This window comes from Acinetobacter sp. Lyrl_1 (assembly GCF_051948795.1).
Classification (GTDB): Bacteria; Pseudomonadota; Gammaproteobacteria; order Pseudomonadales; family Moraxellaceae; genus Acinetobacter; species Acinetobacter towneri.
On sequence record NZ_JAYJLK010000021.1, the window covers coordinates 1 to 26232 of the forward strand.

Annotated in this window: 27 protein-coding genes; 16 read left to right on the forward strand and 11 right to left on the reverse strand. The window is 41.4% G+C overall.

Annotated elements, in window-relative coordinates; all coding sequences use genetic code 11:
- Window position 1: 1 nt before the first annotated feature.
- The 6 genes from bfr to gmk all read right to left on the reverse strand — a co-directional run bounded on the left by bfr (window position 2) and on the right by gmk (window position 5156).
- Window positions 2-466: a heteropolymeric bacterioferritin subunit Bfr gene (gene bfr / locus VF675_RS08125; RefSeq protein ID WP_131260631.1), complete on the reverse strand. Its 465-nt coding sequence runs from the start codon at window positions 464-466 to the stop codon at window positions 2-4.
- A gap of 511 nt (window positions 467-977) precedes the next feature.
- Window positions 978-1172: a bacterioferritin-associated ferredoxin gene (locus VF675_RS08130; protein ID WP_004809963.1), complete on the reverse strand. Its 195-nt coding sequence runs from the start codon at window positions 1170-1172 to the stop codon at window positions 978-980.
- A 172-nt stretch (window positions 1173-1344) separates the two neighbouring features.
- Window positions 1345-1728, reverse strand: a complete 384-nt coding sequence (locus VF675_RS08135; RefSeq protein ID WP_004809961.1) for a RidA family protein — start codon at window positions 1726-1728, stop codon at window positions 1345-1347.
- A 121-nt stretch (window positions 1729-1849) separates the two neighbouring features.
- Window positions 1850-3952: a RelA/SpoT family protein gene (locus VF675_RS08140; protein ID WP_440205041.1), complete on the reverse strand. Its 2103-nt coding sequence runs from the start codon at window positions 3950-3952 to the stop codon at window positions 1850-1852.
- A gap of 222 nt (window positions 3953-4174) precedes the next feature.
- Window positions 4175-4456, reverse strand: coding sequence for a DNA-directed RNA polymerase subunit omega (gene rpoZ / locus VF675_RS08145; protein WP_004809957.1), 282 nt, complete (start codon window positions 4454-4456; stop codon window positions 4175-4177).
- 76 nt (window positions 4457-4532) lie between these two features.
- Entirely contained in the window at window positions 4533-5156 is a 624-nt protein-coding gene (gene gmk, locus VF675_RS08150; RefSeq protein ID WP_004974513.1) for a guanylate kinase, read from the reverse strand.
- A 134-nt stretch (window positions 5157-5290) separates the two neighbouring features.
- Between gmk and ispH the strand changes: the two genes are divergently transcribed.
- The 12 genes from ispH to rplS all read left to right on the forward strand — a co-directional run bounded on the left by ispH (window position 5291) and on the right by rplS (window position 16810).
- Window positions 5291-6241, forward strand: coding sequence for a 4-hydroxy-3-methylbut-2-enyl diphosphate reductase (gene ispH, locus VF675_RS08155; protein ID WP_440205042.1), 951 nt, complete (start codon window positions 5291-5293; stop codon window positions 6239-6241).
- 163 nt (window positions 6242-6404) lie between these two features.
- On the forward strand, window positions 6405-6848 hold the full coding sequence (locus VF675_RS08160; protein WP_440205043.1) for a GspH/FimT family pseudopilin: 444 nt from the start codon (window positions 6405-6407) through the stop codon (window positions 6846-6848).
- Window positions 6848-7351, forward strand: a complete 504-nt coding sequence (pilV, locus tag VF675_RS08165) for a type IV pilus modification protein PilV (protein ID WP_286409096.1) — start codon at window positions 6848-6850, stop codon at window positions 7349-7351. Before VF675_RS08160 ends, pilV begins: the two co-directional genes overlap by 1 nt.
- Window positions 7352-7392: 41 nt before the next feature.
- Window positions 7393-8592 carry a PilW family protein gene (locus VF675_RS08170; protein ID WP_286409154.1) on the forward strand — a complete coding sequence of 400 codons (1200 nt, stop codon included), beginning with the start codon at window positions 7393-7395 and terminating at the stop codon, window positions 8590-8592.
- Entirely contained in the window at window positions 8592-9362 is a 771-nt protein-coding gene (locus VF675_RS08175) for a pilus assembly PilX family protein (RefSeq protein WP_440205044.1), read from the forward strand. Before VF675_RS08170 ends, VF675_RS08175 begins: the two co-directional genes overlap by 1 nt.
- Before the next feature lie 15 nt (window positions 9363-9377).
- Window positions 9378-13577: a pilus assembly protein gene (locus VF675_RS08180; RefSeq protein WP_440205045.1), complete on the forward strand. Its 4200-nt coding sequence runs from the start codon at window positions 9378-9380 to the stop codon at window positions 13575-13577.
- Window positions 13578-13588: 11 nt separating this feature from the next.
- Window positions 13589-14041, forward strand: a complete 453-nt coding sequence (locus VF675_RS08185; protein ID WP_179997171.1) for a type IV pilin protein — start codon at window positions 13589-13591, stop codon at window positions 14039-14041.
- Entirely contained in the window at window positions 14035-14496 is a 462-nt protein-coding gene (locus tag VF675_RS08190; RefSeq protein ID WP_179997170.1) for a type IV pilin protein, read from the forward strand. The genes VF675_RS08185 and VF675_RS08190 overlap by 7 nt, the downstream gene beginning before the upstream one ends.
- A 142-nt stretch (window positions 14497-14638) precedes the next feature.
- Complete coding sequence (rpsP, locus tag VF675_RS08195; protein WP_004974526.1) at window positions 14639-14896, forward strand: 30S ribosomal protein S16; 258 nt, start codon at window positions 14639-14641, stop codon at window positions 14894-14896.
- A gap of 29 nt (window positions 14897-14925) precedes the next feature.
- Window positions 14926-15474, forward strand: a complete 549-nt coding sequence (gene rimM / locus VF675_RS08200) for a ribosome maturation factor RimM (protein WP_004974527.1) — start codon at window positions 14926-14928, stop codon at window positions 15472-15474.
- A 42-nt stretch (window positions 15475-15516) separates the two neighbouring features.
- The gene (gene trmD / locus VF675_RS08205; protein WP_440205046.1) at window positions 15517-16257 is read left to right on the forward strand and encodes a tRNA (guanosine(37)-N1)-methyltransferase TrmD; all 741 of its coding nucleotides are present in this window, start codon (window positions 15517-15519) and stop codon (window positions 16255-16257) included.
- Between the two features lie 181 nt (window positions 16258-16438).
- On the forward strand, window positions 16439-16810 hold the full coding sequence (rplS, locus tag VF675_RS08210; RefSeq protein ID WP_004974529.1) for a 50S ribosomal protein L19: 372 nt from the start codon (window positions 16439-16441) through the stop codon (window positions 16808-16810).
- Window positions 16811-16876: 66 nt separating this feature from the next.
- Here the strand turns inward: rplS and VF675_RS08215 are convergent, their stop codons facing one another.
- From VF675_RS08215 to VF675_RS08225, 3 genes are all read right to left on the reverse strand, one after another.
- The gene (locus VF675_RS08215) at window positions 16877-17845 is read right to left on the reverse strand and encodes a lipase family alpha/beta hydrolase (RefSeq protein ID WP_440205047.1); all 969 of its coding nucleotides are present in this window, start codon (window positions 17843-17845) and stop codon (window positions 16877-16879) included.
- A 197-nt stretch (window positions 17846-18042) separates the two neighbouring features.
- Window positions 18043-19023 (reverse strand): esterase/lipase family protein, encoded by a 981-nt coding sequence (locus VF675_RS08220; RefSeq protein WP_004974531.1) that lies wholly within the window; start codon window positions 19021-19023, stop codon window positions 18043-18045.
- Between the two features lie 351 nt (window positions 19024-19374).
- The gene (locus VF675_RS08225; protein WP_440205048.1) at window positions 19375-20406 is read right to left on the reverse strand and encodes a lipase secretion chaperone; all 1032 of its coding nucleotides are present in this window, start codon (window positions 20404-20406) and stop codon (window positions 19375-19377) included.
- 142 nt (window positions 20407-20548) lie between these two features.
- On the opposite strand from VF675_RS08225, the gene truB reads away from it, so the two are divergent.
- Window positions 20549-21454 (forward strand): tRNA pseudouridine(55) synthase TruB, encoded by a 906-nt coding sequence (gene truB, locus VF675_RS08230; protein ID WP_440205057.1) that lies wholly within the window; start codon window positions 20549-20551, stop codon window positions 21452-21454.
- 203 nt (window positions 21455-21657) lie between these two features.
- Complete coding sequence (locus VF675_RS08235) at window positions 21658-22116, forward strand: hemerythrin domain-containing protein (protein ID WP_440205049.1); 459 nt, start codon at window positions 21658-21660, stop codon at window positions 22114-22116.
- On the opposite strand, the gene VF675_RS08240 is transcribed toward VF675_RS08235, so the two are convergent.
- On the reverse strand, window positions 22113-22991 hold the full coding sequence (locus VF675_RS08240) for an EamA family transporter (protein WP_440205050.1): 879 nt from the start codon (window positions 22989-22991) through the stop codon (window positions 22113-22115). The two genes, VF675_RS08235 and VF675_RS08240, sit on opposite strands and share 4 nt — an antisense overlap.
- On the opposite strand from VF675_RS08240, the gene VF675_RS08245 reads away from it, so the two are divergent.
- The gene (locus tag VF675_RS08245) at window positions 22945-23100 is read left to right on the forward strand and encodes a hypothetical protein (RefSeq protein WP_162164694.1); all 156 of its coding nucleotides are present in this window, start codon (window positions 22945-22947) and stop codon (window positions 23098-23100) included. The two genes, VF675_RS08240 and VF675_RS08245, sit on opposite strands and share 47 nt — an antisense overlap.
- A gap of 49 nt (window positions 23101-23149) precedes the next feature.
- Here the strand turns inward: VF675_RS08245 and serA are convergent, their stop codons facing one another.
- Complete coding sequence (gene serA, locus VF675_RS08250; RefSeq protein ID WP_104852617.1) at window positions 23150-24382, reverse strand: phosphoglycerate dehydrogenase; 1233 nt, start codon at window positions 24380-24382, stop codon at window positions 23150-23152.
- A gap of 341 nt (window positions 24383-24723) precedes the next feature.
- On the opposite strand from serA, the gene VF675_RS08255 reads away from it, so the two are divergent.
- Window positions 24724-26133, forward strand: a complete 1410-nt coding sequence (locus VF675_RS08255; RefSeq protein WP_154320282.1) for an FAD-binding oxidoreductase — start codon at window positions 24724-24726, stop codon at window positions 26131-26133.
- Window positions 26134-26232 lie beyond the last annotated feature (99 nt).

The window sequence follows — 26232 nt, forward strand, 5'->3', positions numbered from 1 at the left end:
CTTAGAGTTGACTTTGAATATAGTTTTCAATGCCTACCGTTTCAACCAAATCAAGTTGTGTCGTTGCCCAGTCTAAGTACTCTTCTTCTTTCTCTAGAATTTCCTGAACCAAATCACGGGTTACATAGTCCAGTTGTTGCTCTGCCAAAACCACCGCTTTTTGAATCGCTTCAATATTTTCTTGGACTTTACGCACATCGCAGTTTAAAACTTCAACTGTATGCTGACCGATATACAATTTGCCCAAGTGCTGTAAATTTGGCAGCCCTTCTAAAAATAAAATACGTTCAATAATTTTGTCAGCATGTTTCATTTGACGAATCGACTCTTTATATTCAGCCGAGCCGAGTTGTTCAATGCCCCAATCATTAAACATACGTGAATGTAAAAAATATTGGTTAATTGCAGTCAGGTGATGATACAAAACTTGGTTGAGTTGATTAATCACATCACGATTGCCTTTCATTGCAGCACTCCATCAACAATTTCTGCCTTAAACCGCTTAAGGCAATCTATATTTCTATCTTAAACAAGACTGGGCAAAATGGCGAGTGATTTAGGGGCTATTTATACTTCATAAATGGTTTGCGCTGTCGGCTAAAACTGAGCAGATAAGGCATGAAACGAAGGGAATAGCGAGACTATTGCCAAGTTTCATAACGCAATCTGAGAAAGTTTTAGCCACAGCCTTTCAGGACAAGCATATTTTTTGCTGCTATTGCGTTATGTGCCAGTCATTTAGAATGACTAAATTTCCTGTCCCATGCCTTATATCAGCTAAAAAATATGCGTCGTCGCAAACGTAGATGAAGTATAAATAGACCCCAGACCGCAAATGACAATCGCAATCAAAAACAATTGGCTAGGCAATGTGGAAAAATGTAAGCCAAGAAAAACCTGCTGTAGTCGGAAGCGGGAGAGGGAAACCTAGTAAAAATTATAATACTTAAATGCGGGAGAGCAATAAAACGTCAGCTTTAGGCAGCAACGGCAAGACGAGACGCAATTTGTGCAATTTCATCGCTAATGATAGCGCGAGTTTCAGGTGCACAGCGACCACAACAAGTGCCCAAGTCAAACATATCGCGAATTTCACGATAGCTCTCTGCACCATTGGCAACGGCTTCTTTGATGTCTTGATCTGTAATACCACGGCATAAGCAAACGTACATGAATGCAACCACAATAATTGAAATAAGATAAGTGTTATTATTGATAATTATTATCGTTTGTCAATAAAAATCATTTGAAAAGTCATTTATTGTAATTGGGTTTTTGAATTAAAAAATGCCACTTAATAGGTGGCATCGTTTATTTGTTTTTAAGTATCTGAATGATAATGACTTATGAATTGATAATCACCACGCCATCCATTTCAACTAAAGCACCTTTAGGTAAGCTGGCCACACCTAAGGCTGCACGCGCAGGGTAAGGTTGTGCAAAATATTCACCCATAATCTGATTGACCAATTGGAAGTGTGATAAATCGGTCAGGAAAATATTGAGCTTGGCAATATCGGCCAAAGAGCCACCCGCCGCTTCGCAAACGGCCTTTAAGTTATCAAATACGCGGCGAATTTGCGCTTCAATGCCTTCTACCAATTCCATGCTGTACGGGTCTAAACCAATTTGACCTGATAAATAAACGGTATTGCCCACTAAAATAGCTTGTGAGTAAGTACCAATTGCTGCAGGTGCATTTTCAGTATGGATGACTTGGCGAGACATTGATTTCTCCTAAAATAATGTACGAACATGATAGACCATCCGACTACCTTTCAGTAGCCTGATGAGTCAGTTATGCAAAAGCGATTGAATATGCAGCAATATCACCATGCAACACATTGAATTAACAAGCTTTGGCTTCTTCTACAATGCTGATGGGACGCGCTAAACGGCTAATCCGTGGGAAGCCATAATGCATACGCAAATCACGAATGATTTTTGCAATTTGCTTACGGTTATTCACCACAATATTGACATGGGTTTTGCCTTCGTGGCTACGCACCATCTCTACCCCAGTTTTCGCTTTACGGCATTGATAGATCAAATCGGAAATTTGTTCGTCATTCATATCCATATCAATGCTGAGGTAAGCGGTAAAACTCACGTCATCGACATCTTCTGAAGTCCATTGTAGCGGCATGATATTTTCAGGATGTTGATGCTGCTCATGCAGTAAGTTGTTGCAGCGCGCACGATGCACAATCAAACCACGACGTGACAAGTTGCCCTGAATTGGATCGCCCAGCACCGGGTTGCAACAGTGTGCATATTTGACGTCAATACCTTCTGTACCTTGAATCAGACGGTCAGAATGTTCGTTGCTATCCTGATCAAGTGCGTAAATGTGGTTTGCCACCAACTGCGGTAATAAATCACCGACTGCAATTTGCTCAAATAAACGGTCTTTGGAGTCGATATGACGCCATTGCAACACATTTAACCAATCTGCTTCGGTCAGGTCTTGAATCGAGTGATTAAACAGTTTTAGTGCACGGTTAAGTGCTTGTTGACCCACCAAACGCTGTTCTTCAATATCTTGATCACGCAAAATATTCTGTAGTGCACGACGGGCTTTTTGGGTATTAATAAAACTCAACCAATCTGGGTTGGGTGTGGCTAAAACATCGGTGATGATTTCGACCACTTGTCCGCTAATGAGTGGCGTCGAAAGCGGTTTGCTTTCGCCATTAATTTTTGTGCCTACAGCGTGGTTGCCTAAGAACAGACTGGCTGCATAGGCAAAATCTACCGCAGTTGCACCTTGTGGCAATTCATGTAAATGCCCGTGCGGGGTATAGACATGAATTTTCTCTTGATGCAGATAATCCAGCAAATCGCTAAATGTGGTTTTGGCACACTCACCATCAATCAACACATTCAAGCTTTTCATAGAGGCTTGAATGGCAGAACGGCAGGCTTGAGGTGCGTTTTCACCCAAGACCACACCAAAACGTGCCGCTTTACGCATCAGTTCAGTTTGAATGGTGAGTGATAAGGTGGTTTGCTCGCCTTTTAGACGCATCATGAGTGATTGGTTGCCACCTGGTAGTGGGCGACGAATATGATCTTCATAATGCAAGACCTGAAAGCTGTCACGTAAAATATCAGCCAAACGGTCACAGTCAGCAATACTTTGTAAAATAATTTCGAAGGCGTGGCTGTGGGTCAGTTCTTGTAGATCAATATCGTTTTTAACAAAGTGGCGCAGTAATTCAATGTTGTTATTTTTCTTTTTAATACGGCCTGCAATTTGATTGTCTTGCAGCAGGTCGGCAAGGTTTTGTTCCCATTTAGATTGGTATTCGCAGCGTTTTGGCTTGGTGTGCAACAGGGCAGCTTGCACATCGTTATACATATCTAAATCAAGGTTTTGATAACACAAATGTTCAAGGTTATCTGCCATTTCATTCATACCCACGATACGTGCCATGGGTACAAATACATCAAAGGTTTCTTGGGCGATACGTGCGCGTTTGTCTGGTCGCAGCGCATCTAAAGTGGTCATGTTGTGATAGCGGTCTGCCAGTTTCACAATAATGACACGTGGATCCTGTAAGGTCGCTTGCAGAATTTTACGGAACGATGCGGCTTTGTTGTATTCCTTGTCGCTGGAATGGCTAAGTTTGGTCACACCATCGACTAGTTCGGCAACGGTACGCCCGAATTTCTCCGTGATGTCATCCTTGCTGAAGTCAGTATCTTCAATAACATCATGCAAGAGGGCGGCAATCAAGGTGTCGGCATCCAAACGCATGTGCGCCAAGATACAACTTACCGCAATCGGGTGTAGCACATAAGGTTCACCACTTTTACGGGTAACGCCATCATGCGCATGCTCGGCATAATCGCAAGCCGTAAGCACCTGTTCGACTTCACTTACACTCAGGTAAGGTTCGATCATGGCTTGAAGCTGTTGTTTGGCTTGGCTAACCATCGTGCCTGGCATATAACACCCTTTAAAATACAAGTGATAACGAATCTACAGTTAGACCTTATAATGAAAAGCATATTGCATGACTTGTCAATTTTTTTCGTACCAAAACATAAGGTCATTAGACCATTTAAAATTAGGTCTTAATCCTTATGTTATAACGGTTTTTAGCGCAAGATTAAAGTTCAGACAACAAAAAAGCCTAGTAAAAAACTAGGCTTTTTCAGAAAGTCGTTCTTATTGGAAAGAAAAACCATCTAAATTCAAGTTATTTGCTGAAAGTGCGAGGTCAAGACTCGAAGTTTGATAATCTTGATCACGTTGTTTCAAAATGTCTTTAGAAACGTGACCTTCTGCAATTTCACGTAAAGCAACAACGGTAGGTTTGTCGTTGTCCCACTCAACGGTAGGTTCTATGCCTTGACGTGCCAATTGACGCGCGCGCTTGCTTGCCACTAGTACAAGCTCAAAGCGGTTGTCTACATGGTCTAAACAATCTTCAACGGTAACGCGTGCCATAAGAATTCTCGTTCGAATAATAAATTTAAACAGACTGTGCAGTATAAGGTGCTTTGCTTATAGACTCAAGTTTTAATCACGCGCTTGGCGGGCTAATTAACTTTTGAATCAAGGCTTGATGACGATGCGCCTGCTGCGCCATCACCAAACGATTAGCCGTAATCACAGATTCTAAATCGTGCAGAGCCTTATTAAAGTCATCATTAATAATCACATAGTCAAAATTGACATATTGTTGCATATCTTCAACTGCGCAGCCCAAACGATGCTCAATTACATCGACTGCATCGGTGCCACGGTTAGACAAACGCTCGCGTAAATCAAACTGACTTGGTGGAAGAATAAAAATTTGCTTCGATTCAGGAAAAAGATTGCGTACTTGCTGAGCACCTTGCCAGTCAATTTCAAGCAATACATCGTGACCTTTGGCTAACTGCTCTTTAACCGTCGCTTGCGCGGTACCATAATAGTTGCCAAATACTTCTGCATATTCAATAAAACCGCCTTGTTCTACCAAGTCGATAAAATCTTGTTTTTGTGTGAAGTGATAATGCACACCATCGAGTTCGCCGGGACGCTGACCACGTGTTGTGTGAGAGACTGAAACGTGTAAATTATTCACACGCTCAAGTAGAGCTTTAACAAGGGATGTTTTGCCTGTTCCTGAAGCGGCCGAAACGACAAACAATAGACCCGACATGATATTTTTCCTGATATGATAAAATATCTTCTCTATTTTAGAGTAGACGCCCCTTAAACAAAATAGCCAAGATGGCTTTTGTTGGCATAATTTTTTAAACATCCTACCTATTTAACTTCAACATAGAGGGTTCTATGGAAATTGTATTGGCGAATCCACGTGGTTTTTGTGCAGGTGTAGACCGAGCAATTGCGATTGTAAATCGTGCCCTTGAGTGTTTTAACCCTCCTGTATATGTACGTCACGAAGTGGTACACAATAAGTTTGTGGTAGATGACTTACGCCAACGCGGTGCAATTTTTGTCGATGAGCTAGATGAAGTGCCCGATGACAATATCGTGATTTTTAGTGCACATGGCGTATCTAAAGCGGTGCAGCAAGAAGCGGAGCGTCGTGGCTTAAAAGTATTTGATGCGACTTGTCCGTTGGTCACCAAAGTACATATTGAAGTCACCAAATATGCGCGTGAAGGCACAGAGGCGATTTTGATTGGTCACGAAGGACACCCCGAAGTTGAAGGGACGATGGGTCAGTACGACAAGAAAAATGGCGGTGAAATTTATTTGGTGGAAGATGAAGATGATGTGGCTGCACTTGCGGTTCAGCATCCAGATAAAGTGGCTTTTGTGACGCAAACTACTTTGTCGATTGATGATACTGCCAAAGTGATTGATGCCTTGCGCCAAAAATATCCAAATATTCAAGGGCCACGTAAAGACGATATTTGCTACGCCACTCAAAACCGTCAGGATGCAGTGCGTGACTTGGCCAATCAGTGTGATGTGGTGTTGGTGGTTGGTTCTCCAAACTCATCTAACTCCAACCGTTTGCGCGAGTTAGCCGAACGTATGGGGAAACACGCCTATTTGGTGGATAATGCAGACGAGTTGGAGCAAGCATGGTTTCAGCCGAATACAAAAATTGGTGTAACTGCGGGTGCATCTGCACCAGAAATTTTAATTAAACAAGTGATTCAGCGTTTGCAAGACTGGGGTGCAACTGCCCCTGAAGAGCTTGCAGGCCGTGAAGAAAATATTACCTTTAGTTTGCCAAAAGAGTTACGTATTCCTATAATACAGGCTTAAACTGCGAAGTACATAACACTTTAAAAAATTGATGAAAAATAGGCAGATAACTGTTGCATGACGGTTATCTGCTTTTTTATGCCTTTTATCCTGAAGTGTGAGGGTTTTGTAAAGTTGTTTGCTATTATTTTTAATAGGGCAAAGTCTGTGTCTTGGGGGGAGTATGCGAAAAAAAGAAAACGGGTTCACCTTAATTGAGTTGATGGTGACCATTGCGGTGATGGCGATTATCGCGATGATGGCGGCTCCTTCGTTTGGGGATTTATTGCAAAATCAAAATTTGAATAGAAGTACGCAGGAACTGATTGGTCAATTGAATAGTGCGCGTTCTAAAGCTGTGTTAGAGCGTAGAGAAGTTACAGTTAGGTTGAACTCTTTAGATGCAGATACACCAAACCGATTAAATTGGTCACCTAGAGGCCAAGCAGTGTTAAAAACAGGCTCTCCCACTACAATTACTTTTCAATTAAGTGGAGGAATTCAGGACTTTGCAGCCGATATTAGTGGGCAGCCATTTATTATTTGTAATGAAAGTGGTGGTAATAAATCTAAAAATATCAGTCTCTCTTTGATGGGTACCATACAAGTAACGGAAGGGACGTGCTAATGAAAATAAACAACTATCAACATGGTGTGGGTTTGGTTGAAGTATTAGTTGCAATGTTGGTTTTAGCTATCGGTGTATTAGGCTTTGTGGCATTGCAGTACCGTGCTGTTGAAGCAACTGCTGAAAGTAGCTATAGGGTGCAGGCTATTAATATTGCAAGAGATTTGGCGGAGCGAGTGAGGGTGAATCGTGGGGTTGTAGCAACTTATATGCAAGAAATGGGCGATCCCGATAGTCAGACAACTTCAACAGTAAATTGTTTTACGACTAATTGCTCACCAGCAGAGCTTGCAGATTTTGATGTGTCGCAAGTAACAACGCGCGCAAGATCGGTTGGAATGACAATGAATGTCATTGAGTGTCAAGGTAATAATGATGGGCGAAATTGTGTCTATGTAGCTTGGAATGATACATCTGCTACAGATGGTACAGGCGATGGAGATTGCACCAATAGTATAGCTTATAACCCAGTTTCAACTTGTTTGATTATGGAGTTGTATTAATGACTATATTTTATTCATCAGATAACACACCTACATATGAAATGAGCTCTTCTGCAGAAAAGCTAGATATTCAGTCGCATCATAAATCATGGGGATATGCTTCTGGTTTTACGTTACTAGAATTAATGATTGCACTTGCATTGGGATTGGTTATTGCAGCAGCGGCGACAATGTTATTTCTCACAGGGCAAAAAAGTTACGTTCTACAAACAGGTATGTCTGATTTACAAGATAATGCCAATTTCGGTTTGAATTACATTGCCAAAGATATTCGACTAACCAATTTAAATGCAACAACAGCACAAGTAAATGATGAAACCAAATATGGTGGCATGGTTTTAACTTCTTCTGTTAATGCTACTCAAATCCCTGCTGTTCCAGCAACAGCTACCTCACCTGCAGTTGATGCTATTCCTTTAAGTAATCTTTATAAAACGATTGTGGGTACTACCGCAAACGTAAACTTATTATCTAGAAGTCAGGGAATGTCACCAGGAGGAGTTCCTGTGTGGACTGGAGCATCAAACGTACAGCAAATAGGTGAAGATGCTGAAGGTAATGCCACAGGTACAGATATACTTAGTGATCAGCTTACGATTCAATTCACACCACAATATGTTTTAGATGATAAAGGCACAGCTGCTACAAATGATGATGAGTGGGTTGGAGGGTTTGATTGTGAAGGGCAGGAGTTAAGGTTTAGCGTGGAAAATCCTGGTGGAAATATGCCTTTCGGGCGGCAAATGATCGTGCAACGCTATTTCTTAAGAACTGATAATAATGCAGGTAATGAGCCTAATCAGCCATTGGCGCTCGCATGTGAAGCGGGTTTTTATGCCTTAACAGAAACAGGTGTAACTCGTGTAGAAGGAGGGGCTCCATCTCAGGTGTTAGGTACAGCTAACTTTGGTGCAAGTACGGGGCAAATTATTATGAAGCGAGTTGATCATTTTAGAGTCCAATTGGGTGTTCAAAATAATAATAGTTATCGTTATATGTCTATCAATGACTATATGGGGCTTGCAGCAGGTTCACGTCCTCGTATTTTATCCGTACAAATTGGTGCTTTAGTGCGTTCCAATCAGGCGGTTGGAGGGGATGCAATGGTTTCGGATGATCAAACTTTTTGGGTGTTAGATCAGCATGTCAAAATAAGAACTCCAGCAGCGAACGCACCTAAATATGTACGAGAAGTTGTTTCTCAAACAGTTGCATTGCGTAACACGTTTGGAGAAAGATAATGAAGTTTTATACATCACAGCGTGGCGCAACACTAATAGTTGTCATGATTATGCTGCTAGCGATTACTGTTATTGGAACATTAGCGATAAGACAAGGTTTGGTTTCATTAAATGTTGCTACGAATAGCCAAGCACAACAGCTATTAATGCAAAACTCAGATGCAGCTTTTTTTAATATTGAGCGAGAAGAGAATCTAATTCAAAGCTTAAGTGCTAGTGGGATGTTTGGTTATATCAATGGCGCTGCTAATAAAGATAAAGAGTTGGTCTTTTGCTTTTTAGGAGAAGAAGATACTTTTTTTGATATTAGCAGAGCCAGTTTAATGACGTGGGAAGCAGGCAGTTCTACACCAACGAATAATACTTTAGGCACAGACGGATATTGTAGTGTTTCAGCGACGACAGGTAACTTTTTTACCAGTGGGCGTCGTGCTGTTATGACACAGGTTGCAGTGAAATTTTCAAGTCAGTCCGACAATGATCCTTTCTACGGGATGCAATATGGCACCGATGAAAAAGGTGTAAAGTTTGAGAAAAATAAACCTGTAAAAGTATTTGCTGTATCTATTATGCCAACTTTAACGACAGCAACAGCTGGACAGATTGATACCTGTTTAAACTCACGTATGAGCGAGGTTACGATTCCATCTGGAACTGCTGTGGCAACCAATTCTGTATTTCGGCAGAGCGTAACGGACTGCTTGGCTGAATTGAATATACCCTTTACTTCGCAAGTTACTGAATACTTGATTGCACAAGATTTTACATAAATGGGGAATAGCGAGATGAAACAAATTCAAAATAGAGAAAAAAAATCCTATTGTCAGAAATTGCTTGTGACCTGTATTGCAGCAGTTTGTACCAGCATTATAGCAAGTGGTATCACTCAGGCCAGCGATATTGATATTTATCAAGAAGCGAGATCTGGTGATATTTCACTTATGTTTATGTTGGATATTTCAGGGAGTATGGGTGCTCCTCAGCAACTAGGTAACAAAAGTTCTTGTGATATTCCTGATGGTACGAGTGTCGATAACAATAGTAATGAAAACTCTACTAATGGGAGCCCAGTCTATAAACGTTATTATTGTAAAGTCAAACACGATGCTTATTTTTATAAACGCATAGGCTCGAGTGGTAACTATCAGTATTTTAGTTGTGGACCAAGTGGCTCAACGGATCAGGATGATTGTACGGAATCACTCCCAGTTTTGCCTAAAGATGCAAGCCAAATGACCCAATCAGGGACTGATACTGTTTATTACTATAAACCGAAAAGTACAGCAAAATATTATGACCGTATCACACGTTTAAAAGATGGTTTATTCGATCTTTTACATGGAAACACCTCAAAAGGTATTGTTAAATTAGACGATACTAAAGTGATCGGATTATCCACCTATTCACGTCCTACAAGTTTTAAGGATGGACAGCCACTCACTGCAGATAATGTCAGTGGCCAGGTCCGGATTCCCGCACGACCGTTAGGTGAAAAAGTCAATGGAGTGACTCAGCGCCAGATTTTATTGAATGAAATTGCTGTATTAGGGGCAAGGGGTGGAACACCGACAGCAAATGCTTATGCTGAAACAGCTGCATATTTGTTTGGAACCAGAACAACAGGAGCAACAACTGTCAGTATCCCTATGTATTTTAGGTATTATCCTAGCACTTCATCAGTAAAAACGTATATGTATCGTAAAAGTGGGAAAACATATTACAAATGTAATGGTGATACAGGTGTAACAACCACTTCAAGCTGTACAGGTAGTTCTGATACGGTGAAAAAAAATGTGGCCACAGCACTGAAAAATGAAAAAGTAAACAAAACTACCTATTATTTCAAGGAGGCTTCAGTTCAATCAACGACGCCAAATTATAAGACCTGTACCGAATATAATGCGGGTGGTTGTAATGAGTGGGGGGAGGCTAGTACTGTAAATCCTACTACCTTAAATTATGATAAATCATGTACAGAAGATGGAATAAGTGGTTCTTGTGCTTTTGAAAATAAAAGCATTCCTTCCGAAACTACAGATAGTGGTTTCGTGTATTCTTATCCTGCGACTAAAAATACTGCCGGGACTTTATATGTTTCTCCAGCGTCTTTGATTCAGAGTAATGAGATTAAACAATGTAGTGGACAAGGTATTTATGTACTAACCGATGGTGTGCCTAATAATAACGGAAATGCGAAAGGGTTGATGCAAGCTGCACTAGGGGAGAAAAGTTCAACCTTAAGTTGTACAAACTCTAGTACAGGTTGGGACTGTGTGCATAACTTTACTAAAAATCTACTAGACTCAACTAAAAATCCATTGGGTTTAAAAATCAAAACAGCAGTCGTTGGTTTTGGCTCTGATTTTAACTCGATAGAATCTTTTAATAAGGCTTTATCTCAAGAAGAAAATTTAGAACCATTTTTACAACTGGATAGTAACGGTAATATTAAAAGGGATAGTAATGGTAATGTACTGATAAGAACGAACTTGTCAGACCAAGAAGCGGCAGCATATTGGGGGGTAATTGGAGAAGGAGGATGGTATTCAGGTAATAGCTCAGAAGATATTGTAAATAGTGTGAATTCATTCTTAGGGGATTTGGGAGCTGAGATTCCATCTGTGACTACAGGTTCACCGACTATTCCGAAGGATGCTCTTAACCCTGTCATTTTACAAGATGATGCTTACTATCAACAGTTTAAGCCAACACCCGACAAAAATTATAGTCTTTGGGTTGGAAACTTGAAAAAATATACCGTTGGTGCTAATGGTAGGCTTCAAGGTAAAAATAATCGCAATGTACATGATAGTCGTGGCCGTTTGATTGAACCTACTTATGATGATAATGGTAAATTGTTATCTGCTGTATATGATTCTTGGGCATATGCTATTAGCGACAATACGACAACTGCAGATGCAGATGAAAATACGCTTGGTAGTCGTAAATTTTCTGCTCGAGGAGGTGTGTGGTCACAACTAAAATTACGTAGTGCAGACGATGGCACTGTACAACGTAAATTGCTAACAAATCGCGTAGGTAGTGGCACTGGTACATCAGCAAGTTTTACTGGCAGTAATACAACATTGCGAACAGTCAATCTTAATTATTTGACCGATACTACTTATACAGATGACCCAAAACGTGACTATCTAATGAGTTTGTTAGGGTATCGGATTGATGCTGGTGATCCTGAATTAAATACAGCTATATTAAGACCAGAGCTTCGCCAAGTAGGTGCTGTGATGCACTCCCTTCCTGTGCTTGTAACCAATAAAGGTAAAGTAACTTACAACTTAACCACTAAAACAATTGGCTCAACCAACCGTGACGATTATGTACTTTTTGGTACCACGCAAGGTTTGTTACATGTTGTGGATGCCAAGACTGGACAAGAAAAGTTTGCATTTGTGCCAAATGAAATGGTTGATAATCAATATAAAGGTTTTACAGATTACACATTAACTAATGGGGGAGTTAATCATCTCTATTATGGTATAGATGGACCTTGGACTGTGCATACCGAATATGTAATTGATAGTTCTGGTAATTTAACTGTAGGTACAGGTAAAGGCATAAATCAAAAAGGCAAGCAACTTGCATTTGGTGGTCTACGTATGGGTGGGCGCAGTTATTACTCTCTGGATTTGCAAAATATTGATGCACCTAAGCTAAATTTTCACATTAATCCTGATGCTGCAACTTCAGGACCTTTGAGTTATATGGGTGAAAGTTGGTCTAAACCAAGTATTGGCTATGTTAATTGGGCTGGTAAACGTAAGTTGGTGATGTTTGTTGGTGGTGGCTATGATCGTGGTTATGAAAACCACAACTACAATCAAGCTAACAAAAAAGGCGCTGGCGTTTATATGTTTAGTGCTGAAGGTAGTGATGCTGGAAGTTTATTATGGTGGTCAAGTGCCAATGCAGGTACAAGCAGTAGCGCAACTACAGATACAGGCGTAATAAAAACACATCATGATGATTTAAAATATAGTGTGGTGGGTGAAATTCGCACCGTAGACCGCGATGGTGATGATTTGGTTGATCATCTATATTTTGGAGATTTGGGGGGGCAGGTATTTCGTATTGATTTAAACAATAAAGCAACCAAGCTGGGAGGGTTTGCAAGAACACCTGTGCGATTGCTAGATTTAAACAATGCTGAAAAAAGTCCACGTTTTTATGATATGCCAAGCTTTTCAATTTATAATGAAAAAGGCACAACATTCGCAGTTATTTCAATAGGTAGTGGTAATCGTAGTCAGCCTTTACAAAGCTATACCGTAGGGACTACAGGTGTAAGTTATGATGCGGTTTATAATCTTTACGATAAAGATGTAGCACGTAAAGACTTATATACGGCAAGTAGTTTAAATACTCAAAATATTACTGGTTTAGCTTTGCTAACTGAAGATAATCGTTATAGTAATACAACACCAGTTGCTCCATATTCAACTAATGGTTGGTACTACCAATTTAATAACTGTGTTGCTGGAAGTGATGGTACCAAAAAGGGTTGTGATGATTATAAATTACAAAGTGAAAAAGTCTTTGGCACACCTTTAGTAATGAACTATCGTTTATATGTTTCAACATTTGATAGTAGTAAACCTGGTATTTCAGGAGATTGTGGTGCCGGGGTGAAAGGCGAAAGCTTTATGACCACCTTCTGTATGCCTTTTGGTCAGTGTAAGTCAAGTGAAGAGGGCGGGCGAGGTGTGCCTATTGGGATTGGTATCCAAAATATCACTACAGGTAATGATAATAAGTGTGTAGGTGATGATTGCGGTGATGATGAAGGTGGTGATAACCCTGACGAAACTACCAAGAATGAAGATAAAGTAGCAAGTAGCTTAAATTATTGTGCCAATACTGGTGGACGAATTTTAGTTACTACTACTGGTGCGGGTGGCGTTGGCCAAGCTACCCAAATGTGCTTAATTCCTCAACGTTGGTATGAAAAAAACAGTTTAATTAGGTAAAGGAGAGGTATATGAACAACACATTATCTATCCAAAAAGGTTTTACCTTAATTGAGCTGATGGTTGTGGTGGTGATTGTTGCAATTATTGCAGCAATCGCTATTCCAAGTTATCAGGAATATGCACGTAGAGCTAACGCAGCACAAGCACAGCAGGAAGTGCAGCGTTTAGCAAGTGAGCTTGAACGTTGGAAATCGCGTAATTTTAATTATTTAGGTTTTAATCTTACTCCAAATACTGTTCAAAACTATACTTTTGTGGTTAGAGATGGTGCTACGGGAAATCCAGCTCTTACGGTTGCAGCAGCAAGTGGAACGAGTTGGGTAATACGTGCTGTGCACAATGATGGTCGAAACTTTACATTCTTAATGAGTAGTAATGGAATTCGTTGTAAAAATAAAACCAGCAGCAATGTGACATTCACAGGTTGTGGAACAGAGGCGACAGGGAGTGAGACATGGTGAAAAAACACTTCTCTGGATTTACGCTCATCGAATTGATGATTGTAGTGGCAGTTATCGCTATTTTGGCCGCAATAGCCTATCCATCATACCAAGACTCAGTGCGGAGAGCGAAAAGAATAGATGCGCAAAGTACAATGATGGATATTGCGAGTAGGTTGCAGAAGTATAAAATTGCTCGTTTTAGCTTTGAAAAAGCAGATGGCAGTTTTGTTACGTTAGCAGATGTTGGTGTGACGAACCAAATACCTTCATCAGGAACGCCTTTATATACGATTGCATTATCAGATCAGGGGCTTGGTAGTTGGACTTTAACTGCAACACCAACAGGATCACAAAGTACGGATGGTCATTTGGTATTAAATCATCGTGGGCAGCGTTGTTGGACTAAAGGTTCTGATATCAATAGCGGTACGGCTTGTGTTCCATCCGCAACTTCCAACTGGGACGGAAAATAAATAAATTCAAATCTGCGGATAAATACGTTTAGATCTTTCATTCAGGGCAAATTTCACGTAAAATACTGCCCTCTATGAAAGGGGTTTGAAATGTATCGATGGTCGATACAGGGATAATCCGTAAAAACTATAAGGTTGTATCATGGTAGTTATTCGTCTTACTCGTGGTGGTGCTAAAAAGCGTCCATTCTATCAAATCGTTGTAACTGACAGCCGCAATGCGCGTGACGGTCGTTTCATCGAACGTATCGGTTTCTTTAACCCAACAGCTCAAGGTAAAGCAGAAAAACTTCGTTTAGATGCTGACCGTTTTGCACACTGGGTTGCTCAAGGCGCTCAACCGTCTGAACGTGTTGCTTCTTTAGCTGCTCAAGCGAAGAAAGCTGCAGCTGCTGCATAATTTTTACAAATTAAGTAGTAGGTTAGCCCATGACACCAACACAGAATGTGCCCGAAGATCGTATTCAGATTGGACAGCTACGTTCAGCTTATGGATTAAATGGGTGGCTCTGGGTCTATTCCAATACAGAACCCATGAGCAACATATTTGACTACCTGCCTTGGTACATTGAGACCAAAGCAGGTTGGCAAATGGTCGATGTAAAACGTTGGAAACCACATGGCAAAGGCTTGGTGGTCAGCTTAAAAGGTGTGAGTGATCGTACCGCAGCAGACAACTTGGTTGGCGCAAATATCTGGATTTCAAAAGCGCAACTGCCTCAACCGGGCGTGGACGAGTATTATTGGTCTGATTTAAAAGGTCTAACAGTGTTAGGTCTGGACGATGACGAACAAGAAGTGAACCTCGGTCAAATCCATGAACTGTTTGAAACAGGTGCCAATGACGTGATGGTGGTTCGCGCAACTGCCGATAGCGTCGATGGCGAAGAGCGTATGATTCCATGGCATAAAGATGTGGTACAACGCGTTGATCTCGAAGCGGGTCGCATCTACGTGAATTGGGGCGTAGATTATTAATCCTTTCAGGATTCGCAGAGCAGGAAAATAGAGGAGTCTGCGGTGTTTTTTGCAGTCATTACGCTTTTTCCTGAAATGTTTGAAGCGATTACAGCTTACGGTATTAGCGGACGTGCAGCAAAACGTGACTTGATGCAAATTCATTGTATTAATCCACGTGATTATGCACAGGGCAACTACAAACGGGTGGATGAACGTCCATTTGGTGGTGGTCCAGGTATGGTGATGATGGCAGAGCCTTTGGCGCAAGCAATCCAGAATGCCAAAAATCTTGCACAGCAAGCGGGTGCAGTTCATGTGCCAGTGGTGTATATGTCACCACAAGGCAAAACCCTAAATGAGACTGCAGTACAGCAATTCGTTGAATATGATGGATTAATTGTATTGTGTGGTCGTTATGAGGGTGTCGATGAGCGTTTAATTCAGCATTATGTCGATCAGGAATGGTCGATTGGCGATTACGTTTTATCGGGCGGTGAACTACCAGCGATGGTGTTGTTAGACAGTATTATCCGAAGACTTCCGGGTGCAATGTCTGATGAACAATCTCATGTGCAAGACTCATTTGTGGATGGTCTTTTAGATTGCCCACAATATACCAAGCCAGACCATTTTGAAGGGTTGGATGTGCCTGAAGTATTAAAGTCGGGTCATCATGCCAATATTGAAAAATGGCGGTTTTTGCAGCGTTATCAACGGACTTTAGAGCGTCGACCTGAGTTGATTGAAAAAGTTGAGTTGAGCAAGCAGCAAAAAAAATGGCTAAAAGATTCGCAAGGGTAGACCAAATAATTGGTTTATCTAAGCACCATGGCTACAGGCAGTTGGTTTGTAGTCTTAAATAGGCTCTTTATGCATTGAAGCGGTCAGGCATAAAGGGAAAGTCAATCGGGCCTATGCGCTTTAGCCTCTAGACCCAGTGGAAATCAGACCTCTTCTGACCCACACATACTGGAGATACCCCATGAGTGGTAAGCATCCTTTAGTACAAGCTGTTGAAAATGCACAGCTTAAGCAAGACATCCCAGCTTTTGCACCAGGCGATACAGTTATCGTTCAAGTAAAAGTAAAAGAAGGTGATCGTGAGCGTCTTCAAGCATTTGAAGGTGTGGTAATTGCGAAGAAAAACCGTGGTTTGAACTCTGCGTTCACAGTACGTAAAATTTCTAGCGGTGTTGGTGTTGAGCGTGTTTTCCAAACTCACTCTCCAATCGTTGCTAAAATTGAAGTGAAACGTCGTGGTGACGTTCGTCGTGCTAAACTTTACTACCTACGTGAACTTTCTGGTAAAGCTGCACGTATTCGTGAAAAGTTGCCAGCGCGTAAACAAGGTTAATTTTAACTTTGCTTTACTGCAAAAAAATGCGCCCTTGAGGCGCATTTTTTTGTCTGATCGTTGAGTTTATAAACCTTGTAATTTTAAACGGTTGGCATGTTGACGATAGACATCGACAGGGTCTGAGGCAAAAATACTTTTTAAACCCAGCAGTTGGTTTACTTCATCTAAATGATTCCAATAGTAATTGTCACGAATGGTTTTACCAAATTTGGCACTACAGCGTGAAACCAGACCATCGTTATCACGACCCGCATCAATCAATAAACTGGTTGCCAGCATGGCTGAGTCTGGATCGAGTAAATTAGTGACAGCCGTATTGCCCGTAAATGAATAGAACTGGATGCCTTTTTCTTGATAAGCGCCCTCACCACAACTTGTCGTTGGCATACCCATTGGGAATTTGCTGTTAAATTGTGCTGAACCTGTGGTGCTCAAACTGTTGGCACCTGCCAATGAGTCATGTGGATAGCTATTTGGATCTAAACCCTGTGCCCAAGTAATGGTTTTAGACACTAAATTGACCATATCAATTAATGGTTTTTCGAGTGGTGTACCTTGTACATTCAAAATAAAGTCTGCCACAGGCGAGCCTTTATTGGGTGCACCGACTGCAGTCAGTGATGCGACTTTGGACGGCATTACACCTGCAACATAACGAATGGTTGGCCCACCATGTGAGTGACCAATTAAGTTGACTTTGCTTGCACCTGTAATTGCAAGAATTTCATCGACTTGTTGTGCCAATTGTTCGCCACGAACTTCTGATGAGTTAAATGGAGATACACGGGTTGCCCAAGCATTGGCACCGTTACGTGCTAAATTGGGTAAAATTTGGTACCAATAGTCGACCCCTAACTGATCTCCACCAATATTGATAAAACCTGCCATACCGTGAGTAAACACAATTGGGTATTTGGTTTTGGCATAACTGGAGATTACGAAGTTAGATTTGACCTGTTCTGCATTGGATGCGTGCGCAGTACTGAGGGTACTGGCTGCGATTAAGCCTGCAATGAATAATCCATATTTCATATAACATCCTCTATTTTATTGTGCTTTCCTAGCATGACAATATCTATTGTCAAATATCATTATTCAGGAAATTTGCAAGATTGCAAGTTCTGAATGATTAATGGCTGTTGAAACATCAGTTGTTTTTAAAGGTTTTCCTGCACTTGAATTTCAAGCACAGGAAGATGGTTTTGCCAAGATTGAAATGAGCTTTACTATTACAAACCTTGTAATTTCAATCGGTTGGCATGTTGTCGATACAGTGCAACTGGGTCAGGTGCAAACAAGCCCGTTAAGCCAAACATCATGTTGGCAAGGTCGGTATGATTTAGTCGGTAGTTGTCACGAATGACGTGTCCAATGTGGGTACTACAACGTGCGACCATACCATCGTTGTCTAAATTGCCATAAGACAGTGGGCCGAGTTGCATTAAAACAGTGTCAATATCCAGTAAATTGGTGGCTTGTGCTACACCTGTCCATGAATAGTAATGAATCCCGCGATCTACTTTGGCACCGCTGCTGCTGCAATTTGCGGCCAAGGCTGTGGTTGGAAAACGACGGTTAAAATCTGCAGACGCTGTTTCGGTTAAAGAAGCCATCGATGCATCAAAATCGACAGGCATGTCTGGCTGTTGCTGCGCCCAAGTAATGAGAGGCGCCACCATATAGTCGCCTAAAATATTAAACGCGGTGCGTGATAAACGATTATTTTGAATATCATCGGCAACTTTGGAGCCACGGAATGTACCTGCAACGCCCGTAATTGATGCCACATATTCAGGTTTGGTCGCAGCTACATAACGTACTGTTGGGCCACCATGTGAGTGACCAATTAAATTGACTTTGGATTTGCCAGTGATTGCCATGACTTCTTCGACTTGGGCAATCAGTTGCTCACCTCGAAATTCAGTACGGTGTGCAGGGGAGAGTTGTGCGGCAAATACGGTTGCGCCATTACGTGCCATATCTGGCAAAATTTGATACCAATAATCCATATTAAAGGTTTCATTGCCAATGCGTGACCATCCGAGCCAGCCGTGTACCATGAGCAATGGATATTTGGTTTTGGCATAGTCAGATTTGGCCTGTTCCTGAATAGGCAACACGCTTGGAGCAGCTTGAGCGACACCCATTGAACCGAGCAAGCAGCTAGTGACAGCCAATGTAATTGCCCGTATGTTAGAGATGATGGTCATAAAACAATCCTGTGTTCTTTATTTTTATTACAAGTGAAGTGGTGGCTTCGCTTCCCTCCTGAAAGCTCAGATATGCAAATTGCCGTTGGTTACGGCACATTATTGTGAGTCATCCTCGACTATTTTTTGTACGCTCAGGTATTTTTTCATGCGTAATTTAGAAAAAACATATCATTTGGGGACAGTTATTGCGCATTGTCCCAGAGATTTGTAAATCTACATGCATATTGATATCTATTTAATATTTATAGACATTTGTATATTAAATCGTTGTGGTGAGTTTGTACTAAAACAGCTTTTCAGGCATAAAAATAGGGCATGTTGAATGCCCCAGTTTCCTATGTAGATATGTTAGTCAGCAAAAGGTAATTTTCCACCTTGATCATGTACCTGTTCAAAGGTTTCTAAACGCAATTGCTCTTGTGGATTTTGAAAATGCTGTCCGCGTAATTGTTTCACGGCTTGTTGCTTGGCTTGATCATTCATTCCACTTTGCATGATTTGATCACGCGTACTTAAATAATCCTCTACTCGTGATTTCCACTGACTGCGTTGCCCATCTAACTGTTCTAAACGCTGGGTAGCTTCTGGGCCTACCAAGTTTAGACGCATGTCACGAATTTCTGCGGCAGAACCGCCACGTGCTTTAATTGCTGCGGTTAAACTGCGCAAATCCTGTAAAGTATTTAACTGCTCTAAATTCTCCTGCCAATCTTGCGGGAGTTGTTTAAATAATTCCTGTAATTTTTGCGCTTTTTCAGCTTCGGACAATTTTTTATCATCCATCACCGCCATGCGTTTTAAGGTGTATTCGGTGTAGATATCTTCCGTACCAAATAAACCTTCAATTTCATAATCTGAAAAATACTGTTTACGCAGGTTTTGCATATTGCTAAAAATGCTGCGGTAATATTGTGGATCTTCCTGACTCAAGTTCGGTGCTTGCAGTTGCCCCAACGCATTTCTGTAGTCTAAATAACGCTGCCATAAATCTAAAATTTGCGATAAAGCAGGTTCTTTATGGCTTTGCGTGATATAGGCTTTAAAATCTGTGCTGATTGCTTCAAGGCTCTTTTCGCCATATTGGGTAATAAAATATTCAAAACAATTGCGGGTTTGTTCATTAACGATCAGGCGGTTGCTTGAATCTAGTCTGAGCTGACAATTGATTTCGGTATCTTGCTGGCTTGGACTTAAAAATGACGCGGCAGCGTTATTGTGCATGGCCTGCTGCATGCGTATCTTTTCTGCACTTTGTGTATCTGAAGTCTGTTCACGAGAAGTAGATTCAGATGTGCCTGACTGCGGCATCAGCCAATACACCAATGCGGCAATGGCTAGAATAACAACAGCTAAAACAACCCATATTTTATTTTTCTGCATTCCGATGCACCTGTTTCATCCGTTTTATTTTTTTAATCGGGTTTCAATATGCCATAAAAGTTGGTAGCTGTTCTAGAAAAGTTGTCATTTATCTCGGCAGATTGTTACCATGACGCAGTTTTGCTTTAACTTACTTTTTGCTATGAAATCATCTGCGGCTAAAATTCAGCGTCGTGCCATTAGTGGTGTGTTTTTATTAAATAAACCTTTGGGGATTAGTTCCAATGCGGCTTTGCAAAAAGTACGCTGGTTGTTTCGGGCGCAAAAAGCAGGACATACTGGGGCATTAGACCCATTGGCTTCAGGTTTGTTGCCTATTTGTTTAGGTGAAGCGACCAAGTTTTCACATTATTTACTTGATTCTGTAAAACGCTATCAGACCACCATTCAACTCGGGCATAGCACTACGACAGGAGATGTAGAAGGTGAAGTCTTGTTACAGCAAGCTGTGCCAGCTTTGAGCCAAGAAAAAATTGAACAGGTTTTGACGAAGTTTCAGGGCGATATTATGCAAGTCCCGCCCATGTATTCTGCCTTAAAAAAAGAAGGTCGTCCGCTATATGAGCTGGCACGTCAAGGCATTGAAATTGAACGTGAAGCACGCCCAGTTACCATTTATGCGATTGAGTTACTGTCATTTACCGAAAACAGTATCACGCTGGATGTGACCTGTTCCAAAGGTACATACATTCGTGTGTTGGGTGAAGATATTGCCAAAGCTTTAGGCACTTATGGACACCTGACTTATTTGCATCGGATTAAAACGGGGCATTTTGACCTGATTCCAAGCTATAGCATTGAATATTTGGAAAGTTTAAGCGAAGCGGAACGTGAAGCCTTATTACTGCCTGCTTATGCGCCTGTACAGCATTTTCCACAGGTTCAGGTGCCTGAAGGTCGGGCCGAATATTTTAGCCGAGGCATGGAAAGTAATATCGAGCATCCCGCTGCTGCGCAAGTATTGGTTTTTGATGGTGAGCGTTGTTTAGGCTTGGCTGAAATTACCGAAAAAAAACGCTTGGTGCCTAAACGAGTGTTAAATCTTTAAAATGCAGTGAGATAGTCTGTTTAAACTTGTGCTATGCAGACGTAAAGTTTCTCATACAAATCTTTGCAGGATTTCAGCGCCATGCCCTATACAGTAATTAGAGCTAAAAACTGAAATTAAAAACCGACAATAAAACCGAGCGTTGCGTTAGCCAGTGACATTTGCTTGCCAACCAGCATCGGTTTAAAACAAGAGGTCTGCACATGAATATTTTTGAAGCTTTGCGCCAGAGTCACGAGATTCAACGAGATTTAGCCACCCAACTCATTCAAACTTCGGGCGATAGTCCTGAGCGTAGAGACTATTTTGAGCAACTCAAAAATGAGTTGTTTGCCCATGCTGTGGCAGAAGACCGTTATTTTTATATCCCTTTGATGATGATGGATGCAGGGTTGAATATTACCCGCCATGCCTTGTCTGAACATCATGAAATTGATGAGTTGCTAGAACAGTTGACCGAAACTGAAATGAGCAATACAGGCTGGTTGGCTGTAGCTAAACAATTGTCAGAAAAAGTCCATCATCATTTAAAAGAAGAAGAACACGGTTTTTTTCAGCAGGCAGGCAAAATTTTATCTGAACAGCAAAAACAAAGTCTAGCCAAGCAATATTTGGCAGAATATGAAAAATACCAACAGATGTCTAAAAACAGTTTGGTTTAAACATTCTGCGGCTGTTTGGATTTTTTTACTGCTCTAAAAGTAACGCCCACCGAAGCTAACATAATGCAGCATAACGCGAGCCATTGCAGTGAAGTAATTTTCTCACCCAACAATACCAAGCCTGTCAGTGCAGCCAAAGCAGGCGATAAACTGGAAAGTGTGCCATAACTCATTTTGCTGAGTTGTTTTAAGGCCTGTAAATCCAGCGCATAAGGAATGGCCGTGGCAAGCACTGCAATGGCAAGCGCCTTGCCCCAATACTGGGTTTCAAACAGTGCGGGGGGATTGTTATACAGTCCGAATGGAATCAAAGCCAAAGCCGAAATACTGATGGCGATGGTCAGCGCGTGCATGCCAATATTTTGCTGCACCACTTTTTGCCCAAAATAAATATAAAAAGCCCAGCACAATCCTGCACCTAAGGCACATGCTGTACCAAACAGACTAAAATGATCACCTTGCGCTTTCCCCCAAGGCACCATAAGAATAATGCCTAAAATTGCCAACAATACCCAGACATAATCTTTACGGTTTTGAATGGACAATAAAGCTAAGCCCAAAGGCCCGACAAACTCTAAACCCACCGCAATACCTTGCGGCAACTTGCCCAAAGACAGATAAAACAGAATATTCATTAAGCCCAAGGCGGCGCTATAGCACAATAAATCACGCCATTTTAAATGTGCGAGCCGCGACAGAATTTGCCATGAGCGAAACATGATTGCCACAATTACACTGGCAAAGCACAGTCGCAAAATCGTCACAGTAAGCGGGTCAAGCACCTGAAACAATTGTTTGGCAAAAGAAGCACTGATTTGATAGGAGATCATGGATAAAACCATGAACAACACCGCAGTGAGTTGGGCGTTTGGCATGGGGCAGAAAAATACTCAACAGTGTGGAAATGGGAAGGTCAGGCAGATTATAGCAAGTTTAAAAATACAGGGCTGTGGCAACTCAAGGTTACTCATAGATCAGGCATAAAAAACCACAGTGCTAAGACTGTGGTTTTTTGTAGCACCAGCGTGTGGTCTTAGAACAAGACACGTACGCGAATTGTGCCTTCAACTTCGTGTAAAGTATCTAGTGCTTCTTTAGATGCAGTCGCATCAACATCCATCACTAAATAACCGACATCACCTTTGGTCATAAGTGATTGACCAGAGATGTTGATGCCGTGTTCAGCAAACAAGTTGTTGATTTTAGACAATACACCTGGAATATTTTGGTGAATATGCAATAAACGGTGCTTGCCTTCAGTCAATGGCAGTGCAATTTCAGGGAAGTTCACTGCAGACAAAGTCATACCTTTATCTGAATATGCAACAAATTTCTCTGCCACTTCTAAACCAATGTTCGCTTGCGCTTCCATGGTCGAACCACCCACGTGCGGTGTTAAAATCACGTTTGGTAGGTTACGTAGTGGGGAAACAAATTCTTCACCATTGGCTTTTGGTTCTTTCGGGAATACGTCAACTGCAGCACCTGCAATATGACCAGACTTGATGGCATCTGCCAAATCTTCAATCACCACACAAGTACCACGTGCCGCGTTAATGAAAATTGCGCCTTCTTTCATTTGTGCAAATTGTTCTTTTGCCATGAAATTGCGGGTAGAGGGTACATCTGGAACGTGTAAAGAAACCACGTCAGCATTTGCCAATAATTCGCCCATAGAGCCAACTTGACGTGCATTACCTAACGGTAACTTGGTCACAGCATCATAATAAATGACCTGCATACCCAAGCTTTCAGCCAATACTGAAAGTTGAGAACCGATTGAACCGTAACCCACGATACCTAAAGTTTTACCACGTGTTTCAAATGAACCTACAGCAGACTTGTTCCAGCCACCTGCATGTGTATCGGTTGATTTTTCAGGTACGCGACGTAGCAATAAAATTGCTTCAGCCAATACCAATTCTGCAACCGAACGGGTGTTTGAATAAGGGGCATTGAAAACTGGAATACCACGTTCCATTGCTGCAGTTAAGTTCACTTGGTTTGTACCAATACAGAAACAACCTACCGCAATCAGTTTGTTCGCAGCTTCAAAAACTTCTTCAGTTAGCTGTGTACGTGAACGAATTCCAATGAAATGCGCATCTTTAATCGCTTCTTTTAACGCATCGCCCTCAAGCGCTGTTTTACGATAATCGATGTTGGTATAACCCGCTGCATTTAACACGTCGATTGCGTTCTGGTGTACGCCTTCTAACAACAAGAAACGAATTTTATCTTTAGGTAGTGAAAGATGTTGGCTCATTACGGCTCCGCTACAAAGGCCAAATTTAGTGGCGGTATGATAACATAGGAGACGGGTCGATATACATTTCCTTTATGACCAAGAGTGCAGGTATTTTTTGTCAGATATAATCTCTTTCAGAAATATTGCCCAAAATTACCCTGTTCTTACCACGTTATATTATCGGAATTGCCAATATTCACAGGTTTTTCAAAAAAATCGCTTATAATAAGCGGCACACATGAAAGCCAACCCACGCTGTTGCTTTGATGCACATATTTAGTCTGCAGTATCTTCAAATTGATCAAGATATGCAGACAGCCGCTTTTCTTCCTGTTTAATTCTTGCTAGGTCTGCAAACGATGAATGCTCCAGTCGCTTTAACCCCTGAGTTATTGACCCAATTAACGGCAATAGTCGGTGAAAACCGTATTAAAACGGATGCCGATAGCCTCCAAAACTGGGGTCGTGACCATACAAAGCATTTTGATCCGAACCCATCGGTCATCGTTTTCCCATCAAGCACAGAGCAAGTACAAGCCATTGTAAAACTGGCGAATCAGTTTAATGTGGCCATTACTCCATCGGGCGGACGTACAGGTTTATCTGCGGGTGCGGTGGCAGCCAATGGTGAAATTGTAGTCAGCATGGACAAGATGAACCAAATCTTGGAATTTTTCCCTGCAGACCGTATGGTACGTGTGCAAGCGGGTGTGGTGACTGAGCAACTACAAAACTATGCCGAAGAACAAGGCATGTATTATCCAGTCGATTTTGCATCTTCAGGTTCTTCACAAATTGGCGGTAATATTGGTACCAATGCGGGCGGTATTAAAGTCATTAAATACGGCATGACCCGTAACTGGGTGTTGGGTCTGACTGTGGTAACAGGCAAAGGAGATATCCTGCGTCTGAACAAAGGCATGATCAAAAACGCAACAGGTTATGCGCTGCAACATTTATTTATTGGCGGTGAAGGCACACTTGGCTTAGTGACCGAAGCTGAAATTAAGCTAGAACGCCAACCGCAAGATTTACAAGTGATGGTGTTGGGCGTACCTGATTTTAATTCGGTGATGCCTGTATTACATGCTTTCCAAGCCAAAATTGATTTGACTGCATTTGAATTCTTTGGTGAATTGGCGATGCAAAAGGTCTTGGATCATGGTCATGTGCAACGTCCATTTGAAACCGAATGTCCATTTTACGTGTTGCTCGAATTTGAAGCGCCATTTGAGCCAATTATGGACAAGGCGATGGAAATTTTCGAACACTGTATGGAACAAGGCTGGGTAATGGATGGCGTATTGAGCCAAAGCTTAGACCAAGTTGAAAGCTTATGGCGTTTGCGTGAAGACATTTCTGAGTCGATTGCACCGTTTATTCCATACAAAAACGATATTTCAGTATTGATTACTCATGTTCCTGCATTTATTCAAGAAATTGATGCAATTGTGGCAGAAAACTATCCTGACTTTGAAATTTGCTGGTTCGGTCATATTGGTGATGGTAACTTGCACCTGAACATTCTAAAACCTGCCGATTTAAGCAAAGACGAATTCTTTGCCAAATGTCAGGTGGTAAATAAGTATGTATTTGATACTGTGAAGAAATATGATGGTTCTATTTCTGCAGAACACGGTGTAGGCATGACCAAAAAACCATATTTGGAATATTCACGTTCAGCTGAAGAAATTGAATATATGAAAGCGTTGAAAAAGGTTTTTGACCCTCAAGGCATTATGAACCCAGGCAAATTATTTGATTTGTAATTCCTTTCGCCTTTCATTTATTTAAGTGAATTGAAAAACGCATCCTCGTGATGCGTTTTTTTATGCCGCTGTTTTAATTTTACATTTCTGTTCTAGCGT